16 protein-coding genes are annotated in these 16268 nt (G+C 60.5%); 12 read left to right on the top strand and 4 right to left on the bottom strand.

Annotated elements, in window-relative coordinates:
* From HQ912_RS02345 to HQ912_RS02335, 3 genes are all read left to right on the top strand, one after another.
* A complete protein-coding gene (locus HQ912_RS02345) occupies positions 1-1125 on the top strand; it encodes a methionine ABC transporter ATP-binding protein (protein ID WP_173406424.1) in 1125 nt (374 codons plus the stop codon).
* On the top strand, positions 1115-1759 hold the full coding sequence (locus HQ912_RS02340) for a methionine ABC transporter permease (protein ID WP_173406423.1): 645 nt from the start codon (positions 1115-1117) through the stop codon (positions 1757-1759). The genes HQ912_RS02345 and HQ912_RS02340 overlap by 11 nt, the downstream gene beginning before the upstream one ends.
* A gap of 186 nt (positions 1760-1945) precedes the next feature.
* Positions 1946-2575 carry a class I SAM-dependent methyltransferase gene (locus tag HQ912_RS02335; protein ID WP_047226825.1) on the top strand — a complete coding sequence of 210 codons (630 nt, stop codon included), beginning with the start codon at positions 1946-1948 and terminating at the stop codon, positions 2573-2575.
* A 165-nt stretch (positions 2576-2740) separates the two neighbouring features.
* Here HQ912_RS02335 and HQ912_RS02330 read toward each other — a convergent pair whose 3' ends face one another.
* Positions 2741-3307, bottom strand: coding sequence for a transporter substrate-binding domain-containing protein (locus HQ912_RS02330; RefSeq protein WP_047226824.1), 567 nt, complete (start codon positions 3305-3307; stop codon positions 2741-2743).
* 133 nt (positions 3308-3440) lie between these two features.
* Here HQ912_RS02330 and HQ912_RS02325 point away from each other — a divergent pair, with 133 nt between their 5' ends.
* Entirely contained in the window at positions 3441-3866 is a 426-nt protein-coding gene (locus HQ912_RS02325) for a DUF4399 domain-containing protein (RefSeq protein WP_173406422.1), read from the top strand.
* Positions 3867-3976: 110 nt separating this feature from the next.
* On the opposite strand, the gene serA is transcribed toward HQ912_RS02325, so the two are convergent.
* Positions 3977-5206, bottom strand: coding sequence for a phosphoglycerate dehydrogenase (serA, locus tag HQ912_RS02320; RefSeq protein ID WP_047226823.1), 1230 nt, complete (start codon positions 5204-5206; stop codon positions 3977-3979).
* Positions 5207-5411: 205 nt separating this feature from the next.
* Here serA and HQ912_RS02315 point away from each other — a divergent pair, with 205 nt between their 5' ends.
* The 4 genes from HQ912_RS02315 (at position 5412) to HQ912_RS02300 (ending at position 9642) form a co-directional block, all read left to right on the top strand.
* The gene (locus HQ912_RS02315) at positions 5412-6806 is read left to right on the top strand and encodes an FAD-binding oxidoreductase (protein WP_107323098.1); all 1395 of its coding nucleotides are present in this window, start codon (positions 5412-5414) and stop codon (positions 6804-6806) included.
* 41 nt (positions 6807-6847) lie between these two features.
* Positions 6848-7513: a fumarylacetoacetate hydrolase family protein gene (locus tag HQ912_RS02310; RefSeq protein ID WP_047226821.1), complete on the top strand. Its 666-nt coding sequence runs from the start codon at positions 6848-6850 to the stop codon at positions 7511-7513.
* Positions 7514-7676: 163 nt separating this feature from the next.
* Complete coding sequence (locus HQ912_RS02305; RefSeq protein ID WP_173406421.1) at positions 7677-8609, top strand: SdiA-regulated domain-containing protein; 933 nt, start codon at positions 7677-7679, stop codon at positions 8607-8609.
* A 118-nt stretch (positions 8610-8727) separates the two neighbouring features.
* A complete protein-coding gene (locus HQ912_RS02300) occupies positions 8728-9642 on the top strand; it encodes an SdiA-regulated domain-containing protein (protein ID WP_047226819.1) in 915 nt (304 codons plus the stop codon).
* A 143-nt stretch (positions 9643-9785) separates the two neighbouring features.
* On the opposite strand, the gene rpiA is transcribed toward HQ912_RS02300, so the two are convergent.
* Positions 9786-10460, bottom strand: coding sequence for a ribose-5-phosphate isomerase RpiA (gene rpiA / locus HQ912_RS02295; protein ID WP_047226818.1), 675 nt, complete (start codon positions 10458-10460; stop codon positions 9786-9788).
* 137 nt (positions 10461-10597) lie between these two features.
* Here rpiA and ilvA point away from each other — a divergent pair, with 137 nt between their 5' ends.
* Together ilvA and HQ912_RS02285 are read left to right on the top strand one after the other, a co-directional pair.
* Complete coding sequence (gene ilvA / locus HQ912_RS02290) at positions 10598-12112, top strand: threonine ammonia-lyase, biosynthetic (RefSeq protein ID WP_173406420.1); 1515 nt, start codon at positions 10598-10600, stop codon at positions 12110-12112.
* Positions 12113-12154: 42 nt separating this feature from the next.
* Entirely contained in the window at positions 12155-12583 is a 429-nt protein-coding gene (locus HQ912_RS02285; protein WP_173406419.1) for a DUF2269 family protein, read from the top strand.
* A gap of 103 nt (positions 12584-12686) precedes the next feature.
* Here HQ912_RS02285 and HQ912_RS02280 read toward each other — a convergent pair whose 3' ends face one another.
* The gene (locus tag HQ912_RS02280; protein ID WP_076383262.1) at positions 12687-13343 is read right to left on the bottom strand and encodes an HAD family hydrolase; all 657 of its coding nucleotides are present in this window, start codon (positions 13341-13343) and stop codon (positions 12687-12689) included.
* Positions 13344-13486: 143 nt separating this feature from the next.
* Here HQ912_RS02280 and HQ912_RS02275 point away from each other — a divergent pair, with 143 nt between their 5' ends.
* Together HQ912_RS02275 and ptsP are read left to right on the top strand one after the other, a co-directional pair.
* Positions 13487-13966: an RNA pyrophosphohydrolase gene (locus tag HQ912_RS02275; RefSeq protein WP_003186867.1), complete on the top strand. Its 480-nt coding sequence runs from the start codon at positions 13487-13489 to the stop codon at positions 13964-13966.
* A gap of 22 nt (positions 13967-13988) precedes the next feature.
* Positions 13989-16268, top strand: a complete 2280-nt coding sequence (gene ptsP / locus HQ912_RS02270) for a phosphoenolpyruvate--protein phosphotransferase (RefSeq protein WP_047226814.1) — start codon at positions 13989-13991, stop codon at positions 16266-16268.

Genomic DNA, 16268 nt, shown 5'->3' with positions numbered 1-16268 from the left:
ATGAACGCCGTCAATGCTCGACTCAGACACGAAGCTCCCACGCCCCAAAGCGCCGACCAGACCGAGCTGCATCCGGAGTTGAACCGCGCCCTTGTGCGCTTCATCGGCCTGGGCAAGACCTACAACGGTGCCCAGGGTCCGGTGGCCGCGCTGCAAGGGATCGACCTGGCGATCCAGCGCGGCGAGGTGTTCGGCATCATCGGCCGCAGCGGCGCCGGCAAGTCGTCGCTGATCCGCACCATCAACCGCCTCGAACAACCCACCAGCGGCAGGGTGTTGATTGATCAGATAGACATCGGCGAGTTCGATGAGGACCGCCTGGTGGAATTGCGCCGGCGCATCGGCATGATCTTCCAGCACTTCAACCTGATGTCGGCCAAGACCGTCTGGCAGAACGTTGAGCTGCCGCTGAAAGTCGCCGGCGTGCCCAAGGAACAGCGCCAGCGCAAAGTCCGCGGGCTGCTGGAGCTGGTCGGCCTGCAAGGCAAGCACAAGGCCTATCCGGCGCAACTTTCGGGCGGTCAGAAGCAGCGGGTGGGGATTGCCCGGGCACTGGTCCATGACCCGCAGATCCTGTTGTGCGATGAAGCCACATCGGCCCTTGACCCGGAGACCACCCAATCGATCCTCGGTTTGCTACGCGAGATCAATCAGCGACTGGGCCTGACCATCGTGTTGATCACCCACGAGATGGCGGTGATCCGTGAAGTCTGCGACCGGGTGGTGGTGCTCGAGCAAGGACGCATGGTCGAGCAGGGCCCGGTCTGGGAAGTATTCGGCAACCCGCAACACGAGGTCAGTCGGACGCTGCTGGCGCCGTTGCAACACGCCATACCGCAAGAGCTGCAAAGTCGCTTGCAGGGGCAGCCGGCATCGGCGGATGCGGCTACCGTGCTGCGCCTGCAATTCAGCGGCATAGATCGAGAAGAACCGGATCTCGCCGCCTTGTTCAGTGCCCTCGGTGGACGGGTGCGGCTGCTGCACGGCGGCATCGAGCGCATTCAGGGCCACGGGCTGGGGCAATTGCTGCTGGCCGTGAGCGGTTCGTCATGGGCCGCCGAGGAATTGCGTCAACGGGCGGGCAATTGGGCACAACGGGTAGAGGTGCTGGGTTATGTGGTTTGACCGGTTGTTGCAGGGTTTTATCGATACGTTCCTGATGGTTGGCGTGTCGTCGCTGATCGCCTTGCTGGCGGGCATACCGCTGGCGGTGATCCTGGTCACGAGCGGCAAGGGTGGAATTTATGAAGCGCCGGCCTTGAACCGGGCCCTGGGCGCGTTCGTGAACCTGTTCCGCTCGATACCGTTCCTGATTCTGATGGTGGCGTTGATCCCATTCACCCGGCTGATCGTCGGCACCACCTATGGCGTGTGGGCAGCGGTAGTACCGCTGACCATTGCCGCCACGCCGTTCTTTGCCCGCATCGCCGAAGTCAGCCTGCGCGAGGTCGACCATGGCCTGATCGAAGCGGCCCAGGCCATGGGTTGCCGACGCTGGCACATTGTCTGGCATGTGCTGCTGCCCGAAGCCCTGCCGGGCATCGTTGGCGGTTTTACCATCACCTTGGTGACCATGATCAACTCCTCGGCCATGGCCGGAGCGATCGGCGCCGGCGGCCTGGGCGACATCGCCTACCGCTACGGCTACCAACGTTTCGACAGCCAGATCATGCTCACGGTGATCGTGTTGCTGGTGGCATTGGTCGCCGTGATCCAATTGGGTGGTGACCGCCTGGCGCGCGTCTTGAATAAACGCTGACCTATGGGAGCAGTTGACCTGTGGGAGCAGTTGACCTGTGGGAGCAAAGCTTGCTCGCGATAGCAGTATTCCATCCAACATGGATACCAACTGGACGACTGCAGTCGCGAGCAAGCTTTGCTCCCACAGGCAGATCAGCGGGCTTGCGGTATAGTCGGCTGACACTCCTCACCCAAACCCACACCCATGAAACACACCACCGACGACCTGCACGCCATCACCGCCACGACCCTGGGCCATTACAACGCCGTGGCAGAGAGCTTTCGCGACGGCACCCGCGACCACGATGTCAGCCAGAACATCGACGCCCTGCTGCGCCATATCCAGGGCCAGGCACCGCTGCACATCCTGGATTTCGGCTGCGGCCCGGGGCGCGACCTGCGCACATTCACGGCCATGGGCCATGTCGCGGTCGGCCTCGACGGCTCGGAGGAATTTGCCCGAATGGCGCGCCAGGACAGCGGTTGTGAGGTGTGGCAGCAGGACTTCCTGGAACTCGACCTGCCGGTCGAACGCTTTGACGGGATTTTCGCCAACGCGGTGCTGTTTCATGTCCCCGTCCAGGAACTGCCACGGGTGCTCAAGCAATTGCACGCCACCCTCAAGCCCGGCGGCGTGCTGTTCAGTTCCAACCCCCGGGGCGAAAACCAGGAAGGCTGGAACGGCCAGCGCTTCGGCGCCTACCACGACCTTGCGGCCTGGCGCACCTTGCTCACAGAAGCGGGCTTTGTAGAGCTTGAGCATTACTACCGACCGGCTGGGCTGCCGCGAGAGCAGCAGCCTTGGTTGGCGAGTGTCTGGCGTAGACCTGCTTAGGATTTGAGGGCGCCATCGCGAGCAAGCTCGCTCCCACACGGGTCAACTGCGAACATAAATGGCGAACCATCAATGATCCAAATGTGGGAGCGAGCCTGCTCGCGATGACGGCGGATCAGCAACATTGATGCGACTGACACACCGCCGTCGCCCACCGCCCCATTGTTACTCCTGCTTGACCAACCACTTCTGTGACAACTGCTCAAGCCGCCCGTCGTCCTTGATACGCGCCAAAGCGTTGTCCAGGCTGGCCTTGAACGCCGGATTGCCCTTCTGGAACGGAATCACCAGGCTCGGCGGCGGGCCGCTCTTTTCTTCCGGCTGGAACGACTGTGCCATGACCATCGGGCGTTGCGAGTCGTCCTTGCGCGCCAACAGTTGCGCATCCGGTTGGCTATAAGCGGTGCTTGTGTCGAAACGTTCGGCCAGTTCCGGGGTCATTGCTATGTGGTTGATGGCAACGTCGTACTTGCCACTTTCCACGCCGGCCAGCAGATCGCTGGCATCGGTGACCACAAAGTCGGCGCGAACATCGAGCTCGCCGGCCAGCATCTGACCCAGTTCCACTTCGAAGCCGGTGAGCTTGCCGTCTTCCTTGAAGTTGAAAGGGCTGGTGTTGGCTTCCAGAGCGATGCGCAATTCGCCACGGTCGTTGATGTCGTCGATCAGTTCGGCATGGGCCAGAGGGCTCAAGAGGGGTAGCAGGCAGATCAGCCCAGGCAGAAAACGCATGGTCACTCCTTTGTATTGTTACAAGCGACGCTCGTTTCAGGTTCGCTTTGCTATGGTTGTTGCAGGCTTCGACAACGAATGGTCATGAAGTTGTCATGACCACGCGGATTTCATGGAAAAACTGGAGAAAAAAATGAAAAGCTTTATGTCACGTGCCGCCTTGGCCGGCCTGTTGCTGGGAGCTTCGATGCTGGCATCCGCCGCAACCCCTGCTCCCCAGGGTGCAGAGGTATTCATCGTTTCCCCGGAAGACGGTGCCACCGTTGGCCAGGAGTTCAAGGTCAAGTTCGGCGTCAAGAACATCGCGCTGGCCCCGGCGGGTGATGTAACCAAAAATACCGGGCACCATCATTTGCTGATTGATGTCGACAAACTGCCTGCCGCAGGCGCGCCGATTCCCACCGATGCCAACCACATGCATTTCGGCAAGGCGCAAACCGAGGCTACGATCAAACTGGCACCGGGCAAGCACACCTTGCAGCTGATCCTGGGCGACAGCGGCCATATGCCGTTCGATCCGACGATCGTGTCCGAGAAGATCACGGTAAACGTGAAATAAACCGGCACAGGTCGACACAACACAAAACCCTCCCACAGGTTATGTGTTCGACAGAAAAAAACGGGAGCCCCCTGCGAGGCTCCCGTTTTTTTGTTGCACGCCAGGTCTGCTTAGAACAACACCCGGCTACGAATAGTGCCGTTGATGTGCTGCAGTTTCTCTTGCGCCAGATCGGAGTATTCGGCATCGACGTCGATCACGACGTAGCCGACTTTCTCGTTGGTCTGCAGGAACTGACCGGAAATGTTGATGCCGTTTTCGGCGAAGACCTTGTTGATCTCGCTCATCACACCCGGGATGTTCTCGTGGATGTGCAACAGGCGGTGCTTGCCAGGGTGAGCCGGCAGGGCCACTTCCGGGAAGTTCACGGACGATACCGAAGTACCGTTGTCGCTGTACTTGACCAGCTTTTCCGCCACTTCCAGGCCGATGTTGGCCTGGGCTTCGGCAGTAGAACCGCCGATGTGCGGGGTCAGGATCACGTTGTCCAGGCCGCGCAGCGGGCTTTCGAAGATATCGTCATTGGAGCGCGGCTCCACCGGGAATACGTCGATGGCGGCGCCGATCAGGTGTTTGTCCTTGATCGCTTCGGCCAGGGCGTCGAGCTTGACCACGGTGCCACGAGCGGCGTTGATCAGGATCCCGCCTTTCTTGATGGCACGGATTTCCTTCTCGCCGATCATCCACTGGGTGGCGGCGGTTTCCGGAACGTGCAGCGTCACGATGTCGGACATGCCCAACAGCTCGTGCAGGTCGTTGACCTGGGTGGCATTGCCCAGCGGCAACTTGGTCACGGTGTCGTAGAAAAACACCTGCATGCCAAGGCCTTCAGCCAGCACCGACAACTGCGTGCCGATCGAGCCGTAACCGACGATACCCAGCTTCTTGCCACGGATTTCGAAGGAGTTGGCCGCGCTCTTGATCCAGCCGCCACGGTGGCAGGAAGCGTTCTTCTCGGGAATGCCGCGCAGCAGCAGGATCGCTTCGGCCAGCACCAGTTCAGCAACGGAACGGGTGTTGGAGTATGGCGCGTTGAACACCGCGATACCGCGCTCGCGCGCCGCATTGAGGTCCACCTGATTGGTGCCGATGCAGAAGCAGCCGACCGCCACCAGTTTCTTGGCGTGGTCGAAGATCTCTTCGGTCAATTGGGTACGGGAGCGAATACCGATGAAGTGAGCATCGGCGATCTTTTCCTTGAGCTGGGCTTCCGGCAGAGAACTGGTGATGTACTCGATGCTGGTGTAGCCCGCCGACTTGAGGACGTCGACAGCCGATTGGTGGACGCCTTCGAGAAGAAGGAACTTGATCTTGCTCTTATCGAGAGAAGTCTTGCTCATCTGCGTAAACCTGTGTCCCGGAGAAAAATGGCAGGGAATCGGACAGCGCATGCTGGTCCGACCGGCATGACAGCCGTCGCCGCAGAACAGCCAATGGGCACTACGCTGCGGGGTCGGTATGCTAGCATACGCACCCCGCTAAACACTCATTCCTGCGACGTGAAGCGTTCTCAGGATGACCATGAATTGTTCGAGAGTTCTGTCGATGACCAATCCTGCCGTGATAGATGAGCTGAAGACCCTGGTTGAGCCTGGCAAAGTCTTGACCGATGCCGACTCCCTGAACGCTTATGGCAAGGATTGGACCAAGCACTTCGCCCCGGCGCCGAGCGCCATCGTCTTCCCCAAGACCACCGAACAGGTTCAGGCCATTGTGCGCTGGGCCAATGAGCACAAGGTCGCGCTGGTGCCATCGGGCGGGCGTACCGGGCTTTCCGCCGCGGCCGTGGCGGCCAACGGCGAAGTGGTCGTGTCATTCGACTACATGAACCAGATTCTCGACGTGAACCTCACCGATCGCACAGCCGTCTGCCAGCCAGGTGTGGTCACTGAACAACTGCAGAACAAGGCTGAAGAGCACGGTCTGTACTACCCAGTGGACTTCGCCTCGGCCGGTTCCAGTCAGATTGGCGGCAACATCGGCACCAATGCCGGCGGAATCAAGGTCATTCGTTATGGCATGACCCGCAACTGGGTAGCCGGCATGAAAGTCGTCACCGGTAAAGGTGACCTGCTGGAACTGAACAAGGACCTGATCAAGAACGCCACTGGCTACGATCTGCGGCAGTTGTTCATCGGCGCCGAAGGCACCCTCGGGTTCGTGGTCGAAGCCACCATGCGCCTGGACCGGGCTCCGAAGAACCTCACCGCCATGGTCCTGGGCACCGCCGATTTTGATTCGATCATGCCCGTACTGCATGCCTTCCAGGGCAAGCTGGACCTGACGGCGTTCGAATTCTTCTCCGACAAGGCCCTGGCCAAGGTCCTGGATCGGGGCGACGTACCGGCGCCATTCGAAACCGAGTGCCCCTTCTACGCCCTGCTGGAGTTCGAAGCCACCACCGAAGAAGTCGCCAACCACGCCCTGGAAACGTTCGAACACTGTGTCGAACAGGGCTGGGTGCTCGATGGGGTGATGAGCCAAAGCGAAACCCAACTGCAAAACCTGTGGAAGTTGCGCGAGTACATCTCGGAAACCATCTCCCACTGGACACCGTACAAGAACGACATCTCGGTCACCGTTTCGAAAGTCCCGGGCTTCTTGCGCGACATCGACACTATCGTCGGCCAACATTACCCGGATTTCGAGATCGTCTGGTTTGGCCACATCGGCGACGGCAACTTGCACTTGAACATCCTCAAGCCAGAGAACCTGAGCAAGGACGAATTCTTCGCCAAGTGCGCGACCGTGAACAAATGGGTCTTTGAAACCGTCGAGAAATACAACGGCTCGATCTCCGCCGAACACGGCGTAGGCATGACCAAACGCGATTACCTGACCTACAGTCGCTCGCCGGTAGAAATTGAATACATGAAGGCCGTCAAGGCAGTGTTCGACCCGAACGGCATCATGAACCCGGGCAAGATTTTCGCGGTTTAATGCAAAAAATACCTGATGAATCCCAGAAGCAGGAGTCGGTAATGAGCTATCAGCACCAGTATGTCGACGGTACCCGTATTCATTTCCCGGTGGGAAAAATCGTGTGCATTGGCCGCAACTACGCCGAACACGCCAAGGAACTGGATAACCCGGTACCTACCGAACCCCTGCTGTTCATCAAGCCCGGCAGCTGCGCGGTGCCGCTGGAAGGCGGTTTCAGCATCCCCGCCGACCGTGGTGCGGTGCACTACGAAGCTGAAATTGCCGTGCTGATCGGCAAGCCACTGTCGACCCGGCCCAGTGCCGAGGAAGTGCTGGATGCCATCTCCGGCTTCGCCCCGGCCCTGGATCTGACCCTGCGGGACAAGCAAGCCGAGCTCAAGGCCAAGGGCTTGCCCTGGGAAGTCGCCAAATCCTTCGACGGTGCGGCGGTGCTGGCACCTTTCGTGTCCAGCGGCACCTTTGCCGACCTGACCGACATCCCGGTTCGCCTGACCATCAACGGTGAAGTGCGCCAGGACGGCAACAGCAGCCTGATGCTCAACCCCATCGTGCCGATGATCCAATACATGGCTGGCTGCTTCTCATTGCAGGCCGGCGACGTAATCCTCACTGGCACTCCGGCGGGCGTAGGACCGTTGAACGTCGGGGATGAACTGGTACTGGAATTGCCAGGCGCGAGCCGTTTCGAAAGCAGCGTTCGTTAACCGCAAGGCGCTGTCCCGCGTGGGCGCGAGCCGGCTCGTGTCCACATGGATGGACGGCTCTCGCCATTTACCATTTTTTTCACATGCCATCCGGATAATTCCAGGGAATACGGCGTCTGAGCCATTCATTTTCCTAACCCGAATACCTGGAACACATCCCCTGATGGCCACTCCTCTAGCTCGGCCCTCCTCCAGCCCCGTCCGCCGCGCTCGCTTCTCGCTGCCCTGGTATGCCTGGTCGCTGTTAGCAGCCGGGGCCTTTTACTGGCTGGCGTATGCCATGCACTGGGATGACCGGGGCCTGCTGTGGGCATCGGAACGTCTCGAGAGCCCCGCCCAGCGCCAGGAAAGCATCTGGCTGCCGGACTACCACGCGGTGATTGATGCCAAGGTCCTGCCAGGAATGGAAGAGGATGAAGCGTCCGACCTGACCTATAACCCACAGACCAAAACCCTGTTCGCGATCATGGGTAAGCATCCGTTTCTGGTGGAACTCACCCTGCAGGGTGACGTGCTGCGCAAAATGCCGTTGGTGGGCTGGAGCAATCCTGAAGGCGTGGCCTACATGGAGAATGGCCTGATGGCTATTACCGATGAACGAAAACACACGCTGTCGATCATCCAGGTCGATGCCGATACTCGCGAACTGAACAGCACGGATTTCCCCCACTACGATCTCGGCCCGTCCAAGAACCAGAACAAGGGCTTCGAAGGCGTCGCCTGGGATCCACGCAACCAGCAATTGGCCTTGGGTGAAGAGCGTCCGCCAGCGTTGTTCACCTGGAAAAGCGACGGCAGCCAACTGCTCAAGGGCGACAAACAGATCCATTCCAGCGACGAGCTGGACCTGCGCAACCTGTCGGCGCTGGCGATCGATCCTCGCACGGGGCACTCGCTGCTGCTGTCGGCCGACTCCCATCTGTTGCTGGAGCTGGACGATGCAGGGGAACAGGTCAGCTTCATGACCTTGCTGGGCGGTTTCAACGGCATCAAAGATACGATCCCCCGCGCAGAAGGCGTAGCCCTCGATGAGTCCGGCAACCTGTACATGGTCAGCGAGCCGAACCTGTTCTATCGTTTCGAAAAACAACGCTGATAGCGCAACTCTGTAAGGTAATTCATCCTTCGCCGTAGGGTGTGGCATCCGGCCATTAAGCTTCAGTTCAGGCAGCCGTGGTATTTCCAACCACCTGTTCTCATCCGAGCCCACCCACATGCGTCGACTTGCCCGCCCGAAGCCCTTGATCCTGCTGCTGATCATGATCGTACTGATCGCTTTGATCGCAGCAGCTCAATACCTGCGCCTGTTCGAGCGCGCCTGGTTCAACTTCAACACTCTCTGGCAGCCCCCCAGCGAACAGGCCATTGCCCTGGACCACTATCGGGTGACGGTCGAGGCGCGGGTGATTGAAGGCCTGGACAATGACGTTTCGGCGCTGACGTACGATCCGATCCGCAAGAGCCTCTTTACCGTTACCAACAAGAATGCCGAACTGATCGAGCTGTCATTGGACGGCAAGATTCTTAGGCGCATCGCCCTGATTGGCTTCGGCGACCCGGAGGCGGTGGAGTTCATCAGCGAGGACATTTACGTCATCACCGACGAGCGTCAGCAGCGGCTGATCAAGATTCACTTGGACGACGATACCCAATTCCTCGACGCCGCCGACGCAGAGCAAATGACGCTTGGCCTGCACCTGAACGGTAACAAAGGGTTTGAAGGGTTGGCCTACGACTCAGTGGGCAAACGGTTGTTCGTGGCCAAGGAGCGCGATCCGATGCTGATTTATGAAGTGCGGGGCTTTCCCCATCACAAACCGGACAAATCCTACGCTGTCCATGTAATCAACAACCCCAAGCGCGATGCCGGACTGTTCGTACGCGATCTTTCTAGCCTGCAATACGACGAGCGCAGCGGCCATTTACTGGCGCTGTCCGATGAGTCGCGATTGATTATCGAGCTGGACATCGACGGCCGGCCGTTGAGCACGCTGTCGTTGAGCAAGGGCCGTCAAGGGCTGCAAAAAACCGTCCCTCAGGCCGAGGGCGTTGCCATGGACGATGATGGCAACTTGTATGTGGTGAGCGAACCGAACCTGTTCTACGTCTTCAAGAAACCGCAGCCTTGATCCCCAAAAAACCTGATGTGGGAGCGAGCCTGCTCGCGATGGCGGTGCGTCAGCCAACATGGATGTGTCGGGTAGACCGCTATCGCGAGCAGGCTCGCTCCCACAGGGGCTGAATCACTGAAAGAGCAGGTTATCTGGCCGGCTTACTCAGCCCGCAGGGTCTTCACCCCTTCAGGCGTCCCCAGCAACAACACATCCGCCGGGCGAGCCGCGAACAAGCCATTGGTGACCACACCGACGATGGCGTTGATCTGGCTTTCCAGTTCCACCGGGTTGGTGATCTGCAGGTTATGGACATCCAGGATGATGTTGCCGTTATCGGTCAGCACGCCTTCGCGGTACACCGGGTCACCGCCCAGTTTCACCAGTTGGCGGGCCACATGGCTGCGGGCCATCGGAATGACTTCCACCGGCAGCGGGAACGCGCCGAGGACTGGCACCAGTTTGCTGGCGTCGGCGATGCAGATGAAGGTCTTGGCCACGGCCGCGACAATCTTCTCGCGGGTCAGGGCCGCGCCGCCGCCCTTGATCAGGTTCAGGTGCGCGTCGCTTTCATCGGCGCCGTCGATATAGAACTCCAGGTCGCTCACGGTATTGAGCTCATAGACCGGAATCCCGTGGCCCTTCAGGCGCGCGGCGGTGGCTTCGGAGCTGGCGACCGCGCCGTCGAACGCACCTTTGTGCTGCGCCAGTGCGTCGATGAAGCAATTGGCCGTCGAGCCGGTGCCGACCCCAACGATGCTCTTGTCATCCAGTTTCGGGAGGATGAGGTCGACAGCGGCCTGGGCCACGGCCTGTTTGAGTTGATCCTGGGTCATGCGGGCTCCGAAAGCGGACGGGGAGTAAAGAGGGACGCGAGTATAACCCAACAAAACCTTGGGATTCGTGTGGTCGCCCAGCCAAAAGCCGGGTTAGACTCCTTGGCCCTGCCCAACCCGCTCAGTGATGCTTTCCGATGCTTGAACAGTACGTCAAAAAGATCCTCACCTCGCGCGTTTACGACGTTGCCGTGGAAACCCCATTGCAGACTGCCCGCCAGCTCTCCGAGCGGCTGGGCAACAACATCTGGCTCAAGCGCGAAGACTTGCAGCCGGTGTTCTCGTTCAAGATTCGCGGCGCCTACAACAAGCTGACCCAGCTCAGCGACGAAGAGCGCGCACGCGGCGTGGTCACGGCTTCGGCGGGCAACCACGCCCAGGGCCTGGCCCTGGCGGCCAAGGTGCTGGGCGTCAAAGCCACCATCGTGATGCCCAAGACCACTCCGGAAATCAAAGTCGAAGGCGTACGTTCCCGAGGCGGCAAAGTGGTGTTGCACGGTGATTCGTTCCCCGAAGCCCTGGCCTATTCGCTGAAACTGGTCGACGAAAAGGGCTACGTCTACATTCACCCCTATGACGATCCCCACACCATTGCCGGGCAGGGCACGGTGGCGATGGAGATCCTGCGCCAACATCCGGGGCGTATGGATGCGATTTTCGTCCCGGTGGGCGGCGGCGGGCTGATTGCCGGGATCGCGGCCTATGTGAAATACCTGCGGCCTGACATCAAGGTGATCGGCGTCGAGCCGGACGATTCCAATTGCCTGCAAGCCGCCCTGGCCGCTGGCGAGCGGGTGGTGCTGCCGACCGTGGGGCTCTTTGCCGACGGCGTTGCCGTGGCTCAGATCGGCCAGCACACGTTCGACATCTGCAAGCACTACGTGGATGAAGTCATCACCGTCAGTACCGACGAGATCTGTGCGGCCATCAAGGATATCTACGACGATACCCGCTCGATCACCGAACCTGCCGGCGCCTTGGGCGTGGCCGGGATCAAGAAGTATGTGGAATCGCGCGGCGTCAGCGGGCAGACCCTGGTGGCCATCGACTCCGGCGCCAACGTCAATTTCGACCGTCTGCGTCACGTGGCCGAGCGTGCCGAGCTGGGCGAAGGCCGCGAGGCGATCATCGCAGTGACCATTCCCGAGAAGCCAGGCAGCTTCAAGGCCTTCTGCGAAGCCGTCGGCAAGCGCCAGATCACCGAATTCAACTATCGCTACAACACGGGCAGCGAAGCGCACATCTTCGTGGGCGTGCAGACGCACCCGGAAAACGACCCGCGCAGCGCGCTGATCGCCAGCCTGACCGAGCAAGGCTTCCCGGTGGTGGACCTGACCGACAACGAACTGGCCAAACTGCACATTCGCCACATGGTGGGCGGGCATGCGGCCCACGTCATCGACGAGGTCGTGCTGCGCTTCGAATTCCCGGAACGTCCGGGGGCGCTGTTCAACTTCCTCAACAAGCTGGGCGGACGCTGGAATATCTCGATGTTCCACTACCGCAACCATGGTGCGGCGGATGGTCGTGTGGTTGCGGGCCTGCAGGTACCGCACGATGAACGTCATCTGGTACCGGCAGCCCTGGAAGAAATCGGCTATCCGTACTGGGATGAAAGCGATAACCCGGCGTATCAGCTGTTCCTGGGCTAAAGCAGAGCTAGACTGCCCGGCAAGACTCAAGGAAATCCAACGATGGAAACGTTAACCGCGCTGAAGATCGCCCATGTCGTCGCCACAGTATTGCTCTTGGCGGGCGCCTTGGGGCTGGCCATCTGGGTCTGGAGGACGCGCCGCAACGGCGATGCCACGGCGGCCGCGCGCACATTGCAACGCCCGCGGGTGTTTGTCTGGCTGGTGATGGCCCTGGCGCTGGTGAGCTTGCCATTCACGGGGTGGTGGATGGTGCATCAGATCGGCTGGCCACTGGGGCAGACCTGGTTGCTGGCTTCCAGTGTGCTCTACACCGTGGCGGCGCTGGCGGGGTTCTGGCTGTTGGTACGGTTGAACAAACTGCGCAAGCTGCCGGCGGCGGGCGCTGGGAAGTTTACGTTTGCCTTGGCGCTGTTCAGTTTTGTCTGCTTTATCGCCATTGCGGGGTTGATGGGGGCCAAGCCGGTTTAAGGCGTTAGACCGCGTCGACCCTATCGCGAGCAGGCTCGCTCCCACAGGGGTTTGTGAACGATGCACATCCAGTGTGGGAGCGAGCCTGCTCGCGATGAAGATATCAGCCGCGCAACGAAATCACCGGCCAACCCCGCTTCTGGGCTTCGGCCCTGAGGTTCGGGTCTGGATCCACGGCCACCGGATGGGTCACCACTTCCAGCAGCGACAGGTCATTCATCGAGTCACTGTAGAAGTAACTGCCGTCCAGCGAATGGCCGGTCTCCTCCAGCCAACGATTGAGCCGCATCACCTTGCCCTCACGAAAACACGGAATGTCGGTACTGCGCCCGCTGTAGCGCCCGTCGATCATTTCGCACTCGGTGGCGATCAGGGTCTCGACTCCCAAGCGCTCGGCGATCGGTGCGGTGACGAAGCGATTGGTAGCGGTGATGATCACCAGCTTGTCACCGGCCTCACGGTGTTTACTCAACAGCTCGATCGCCTGGGGCAACACAATCGGTTCGATGCAGTCGCGCATGTAGTCCAGATGCCACTGTGCCAGCACCTCCATCTCCGTGCGGCCAAGGATTTCCAGGCAAAAATTCAGGTACTCGGCGTTGTCGAGCTTGCCGGCCAGGTAATCCTGATAGAACTCGTCATTGCGCGCCTTGTACGTAACGGCGTCGAGGAAACCGCGCTCACACAGGTAATCGCCCCAGGCGTGGTCACTGTCGCCGCCCAGCAAGGTGTTGTCCAAGTCGAATAAAGCCAGCCGCATTGCAGTTACTCGCTGAAGAATCTGAAGAAAGGCGTCCAGAATACGGACTTTTCACAAGAGTGCACATAAGGTAGGAAGGCTCGTTGCTGCTTTCACAACCTTTGTGGAACAATGCGGCGACATGCGTTTGCGAGGTTGTTGCCGTGATCGATCCCGATGGTTTCCGACCCAATGTGGGGATCATTCTTACGAATGATGCAGGGCAGGTGCTATGGGCTCGCCGTATCAATCAAGACGCCTGGCAGTTTCCCCAGGGTGGGATCAACCCTCAGGAGACGCCCGAAGAGGCCTTGTACCGCGAGTTGAACGAAGAAGTGGGGCTTGAGCGAGAAGATGTCGAAATACTCGCCTGCACCCGGGGCTGGTTGCGCTATCGTTTGCCGCAACGCCTGGTCAGAACGCATAGCCAACCGCTGTGCATCGGCCAGAAGCAGAAATGGTTTCTCCTGCGCCTGATCTCCAACGAGCAGCGGGTGCGGATGGATTTGACCGGTAAACCGGAGTTCGATGGCTGGCGCTGGGTCAGCTATTGGTATCCGTTGGGCCAGGTGGTGACATTCAAGCGCGAGGTATACCGACGCGCCCTCAAAGAGCTTGCCCCGCGCCTGCTGACGCGCGACTGACGACGGAGTTCGACCCCGAGCCATGCTCAATACGCTGCGCAAGATCGTCCAGGAAGTTAACTCCGCCAAGGATCTCAAGGCGGCGTTGGGGATTATTGTATTGCGCGTCAAAGAGGCCATGGGCAGCCAAGTCTGCTCGGTCTATCTGCTGGACCCCGAGACCAACCGTTTTGTGCTGATGGCCACCGAGGGCTTGAACAAGCGCTCGATCGGCAAGGTCAGCATGGCGCCCAATGAAGGTCTGGTCGGCCTGGTCGGCACGCGCGAAGAACCGCTGAACCTCGAAAATGCCGCGGATCACCCGCGCTATCGTTATTTTGCCGAGACCGGCGAAGAACGCTACGCCTCGTTCCTCGGCGCGCCGATCATCCACCACCGCCGTGTCGTCGGCGTGTTGGTCATCCAGCAGAAGGAGCGTCGCCAGTTCGACGAAGGTGAAGAAGCCTTCCTCGTGACCATGAGCGCGCAATTGGCCGGGGTTATCGCCCACGCCGAAGCCACCGGGTCGATCAGCGGCCTGGGCCGCCAGGGCAAGGGCATCCAGGAAGCCAAGTTCGTCGGCGTGCCAGGCTCACCCGGCGCGGCAGTGGGTACAGCGGTGGTCATGTTGCCGCCCGCCGACCTCGACGTAGTGCCGGACAAGACCATCGTCGACATCCCCGCCGAACTGGGCCTGTTCAAGACAGCCATCGAGGGCGTGCGGGCCGACATGCGCGCCCTGTCGGCGAAACTGGCGACGCAACTGCGCCCCGAAGAGCGCGCGCTGTTCGACGTTTACCTGATGATGCTCGACGACGCCTCCCTGGGCAGCGAGGTCACCACAGTCATCAAGACCGGCCAGTGGGCCCAGGGTGCGTTGCGCCAGGTGGTGACCGACCACGTCAACCGTTTCGAACTGATGGACGACGCCTACCTGCGCGAGCGTGCCTCCGACGTCAAGGACCTCGGCCGCCGGCTGCTGGCCTACTTGCAACAGGAACGCCAGCAGACCCTGGTCTATCCCGATAACACCATCCTGATCAGCGAAGAACTGACCCCGGCCATGCTCGGCGAGGTGCCTGAAGGCAAGCTCGCGGGGCTGGTCTCGGTATTGGGTTCGGGCAACTCCCACGTCGCGATCCTGGCCCGCGCCATGGGCATTCCGACGGTCATGGGCGTGGTGGACCTGCCGTATTCAAAGGTCGACGGCATCCAGATGATCGTCGATGGCTACCACGGCGAGGTCTACACCAACCCCACCGAATTGCTGCGCAAGCAGTTTGCCGATGTGGTGGAGGAAGAAAAGCAACTGTCCCTGGGCCTGGATGCGCTGCGGGACCTGCCTTGCGTGACGCTCGACGGCCACCGCATGCCGCTGTGGGTCAACACCGGCCTGCTGGCCGACGTGGCCCGGGCGCAGAAACGCGGCGCCGAGGGTGTGGGCCTGTACCGCACCGAAGTGCCCTTCATGATCAACCAGCGCTTCCCCAGCGAAAAGGAACAGCTGGCGATCTATCGCGAACAGTTGGCCGCTTTCCATCCGCAACCGGTGACCATGCGCAGCCTGGACATCGGCGGGGACAAATCCCTGTCCTACTTCCCCATCAAGGAAGACAACCCCTTCCTTGGCTGGCGCGGGATACGCGTGACGCTCGACCATCCGGAAATCTTCCTGGTCCAGGCCCGCGCCATGCTCAAGGCCAGCGAGGGTCTGAACAACCTGCGCATCCTGTTGCCGATGATTTCCGGCACCCATGAGCTGGAAGAAGCCTTGCACCTGATCCACCGGGCGTGGGGCGAAGTGCGCGATGAAGGCACCGACGTGCCGATGCCGCCGGTGGGGGTGATGATCGAGATTCCGGCGGCGGTGTACCAGACCAAGGAACTGGCGCGCCAGGTTGACTTCCTGTCGGTCGGCTCCAACGACCTGACCCAGTATTTGCTGGCCGTGGACCGCAACAACCCGCGGGTCGCCGACCTGTACGACTATCTGCACCCAGCGGTGCTGCAAGCCCTGCAGAATGTGGTCCGCGACGCCCATGCCGAAGGCAAGCCAGTGAGCATCTGCGGTGAAATGGCCGGGGACCCGGCGGCGGCGGTGCTGCTGATGGCGATGGGCTTTGACAGCCTGTCGATGAACGCCACCAACCTGCCGAAAGTGAAATGGATGCTGCGTCAGATCAACCTCAGCAAGGCCCAGGAACTGCTGGCCGAAGTGATGACGATCGATAATCCGCAGGTGATCCACAGCTCCTTGCAACTGGCGCTGAAGAACCTTGGGTTGGCGCGGATGATCAATCCGGCTTCGAACAAGACGCTCTGA

Origin of the sequence: Pseudomonas sp. MPDS (genome assembly GCF_013283895.1) — a bacterium.
GTDB classification, from domain to species: Bacteria; Pseudomonadota; Gammaproteobacteria; order Pseudomonadales; family Pseudomonadaceae; genus Aquipseudomonas; species Aquipseudomonas rhizophila.
Note: the sequence above shows the minus strand (reverse complement) of the source record. Positions and strands in the feature narration are given on the sequence as shown.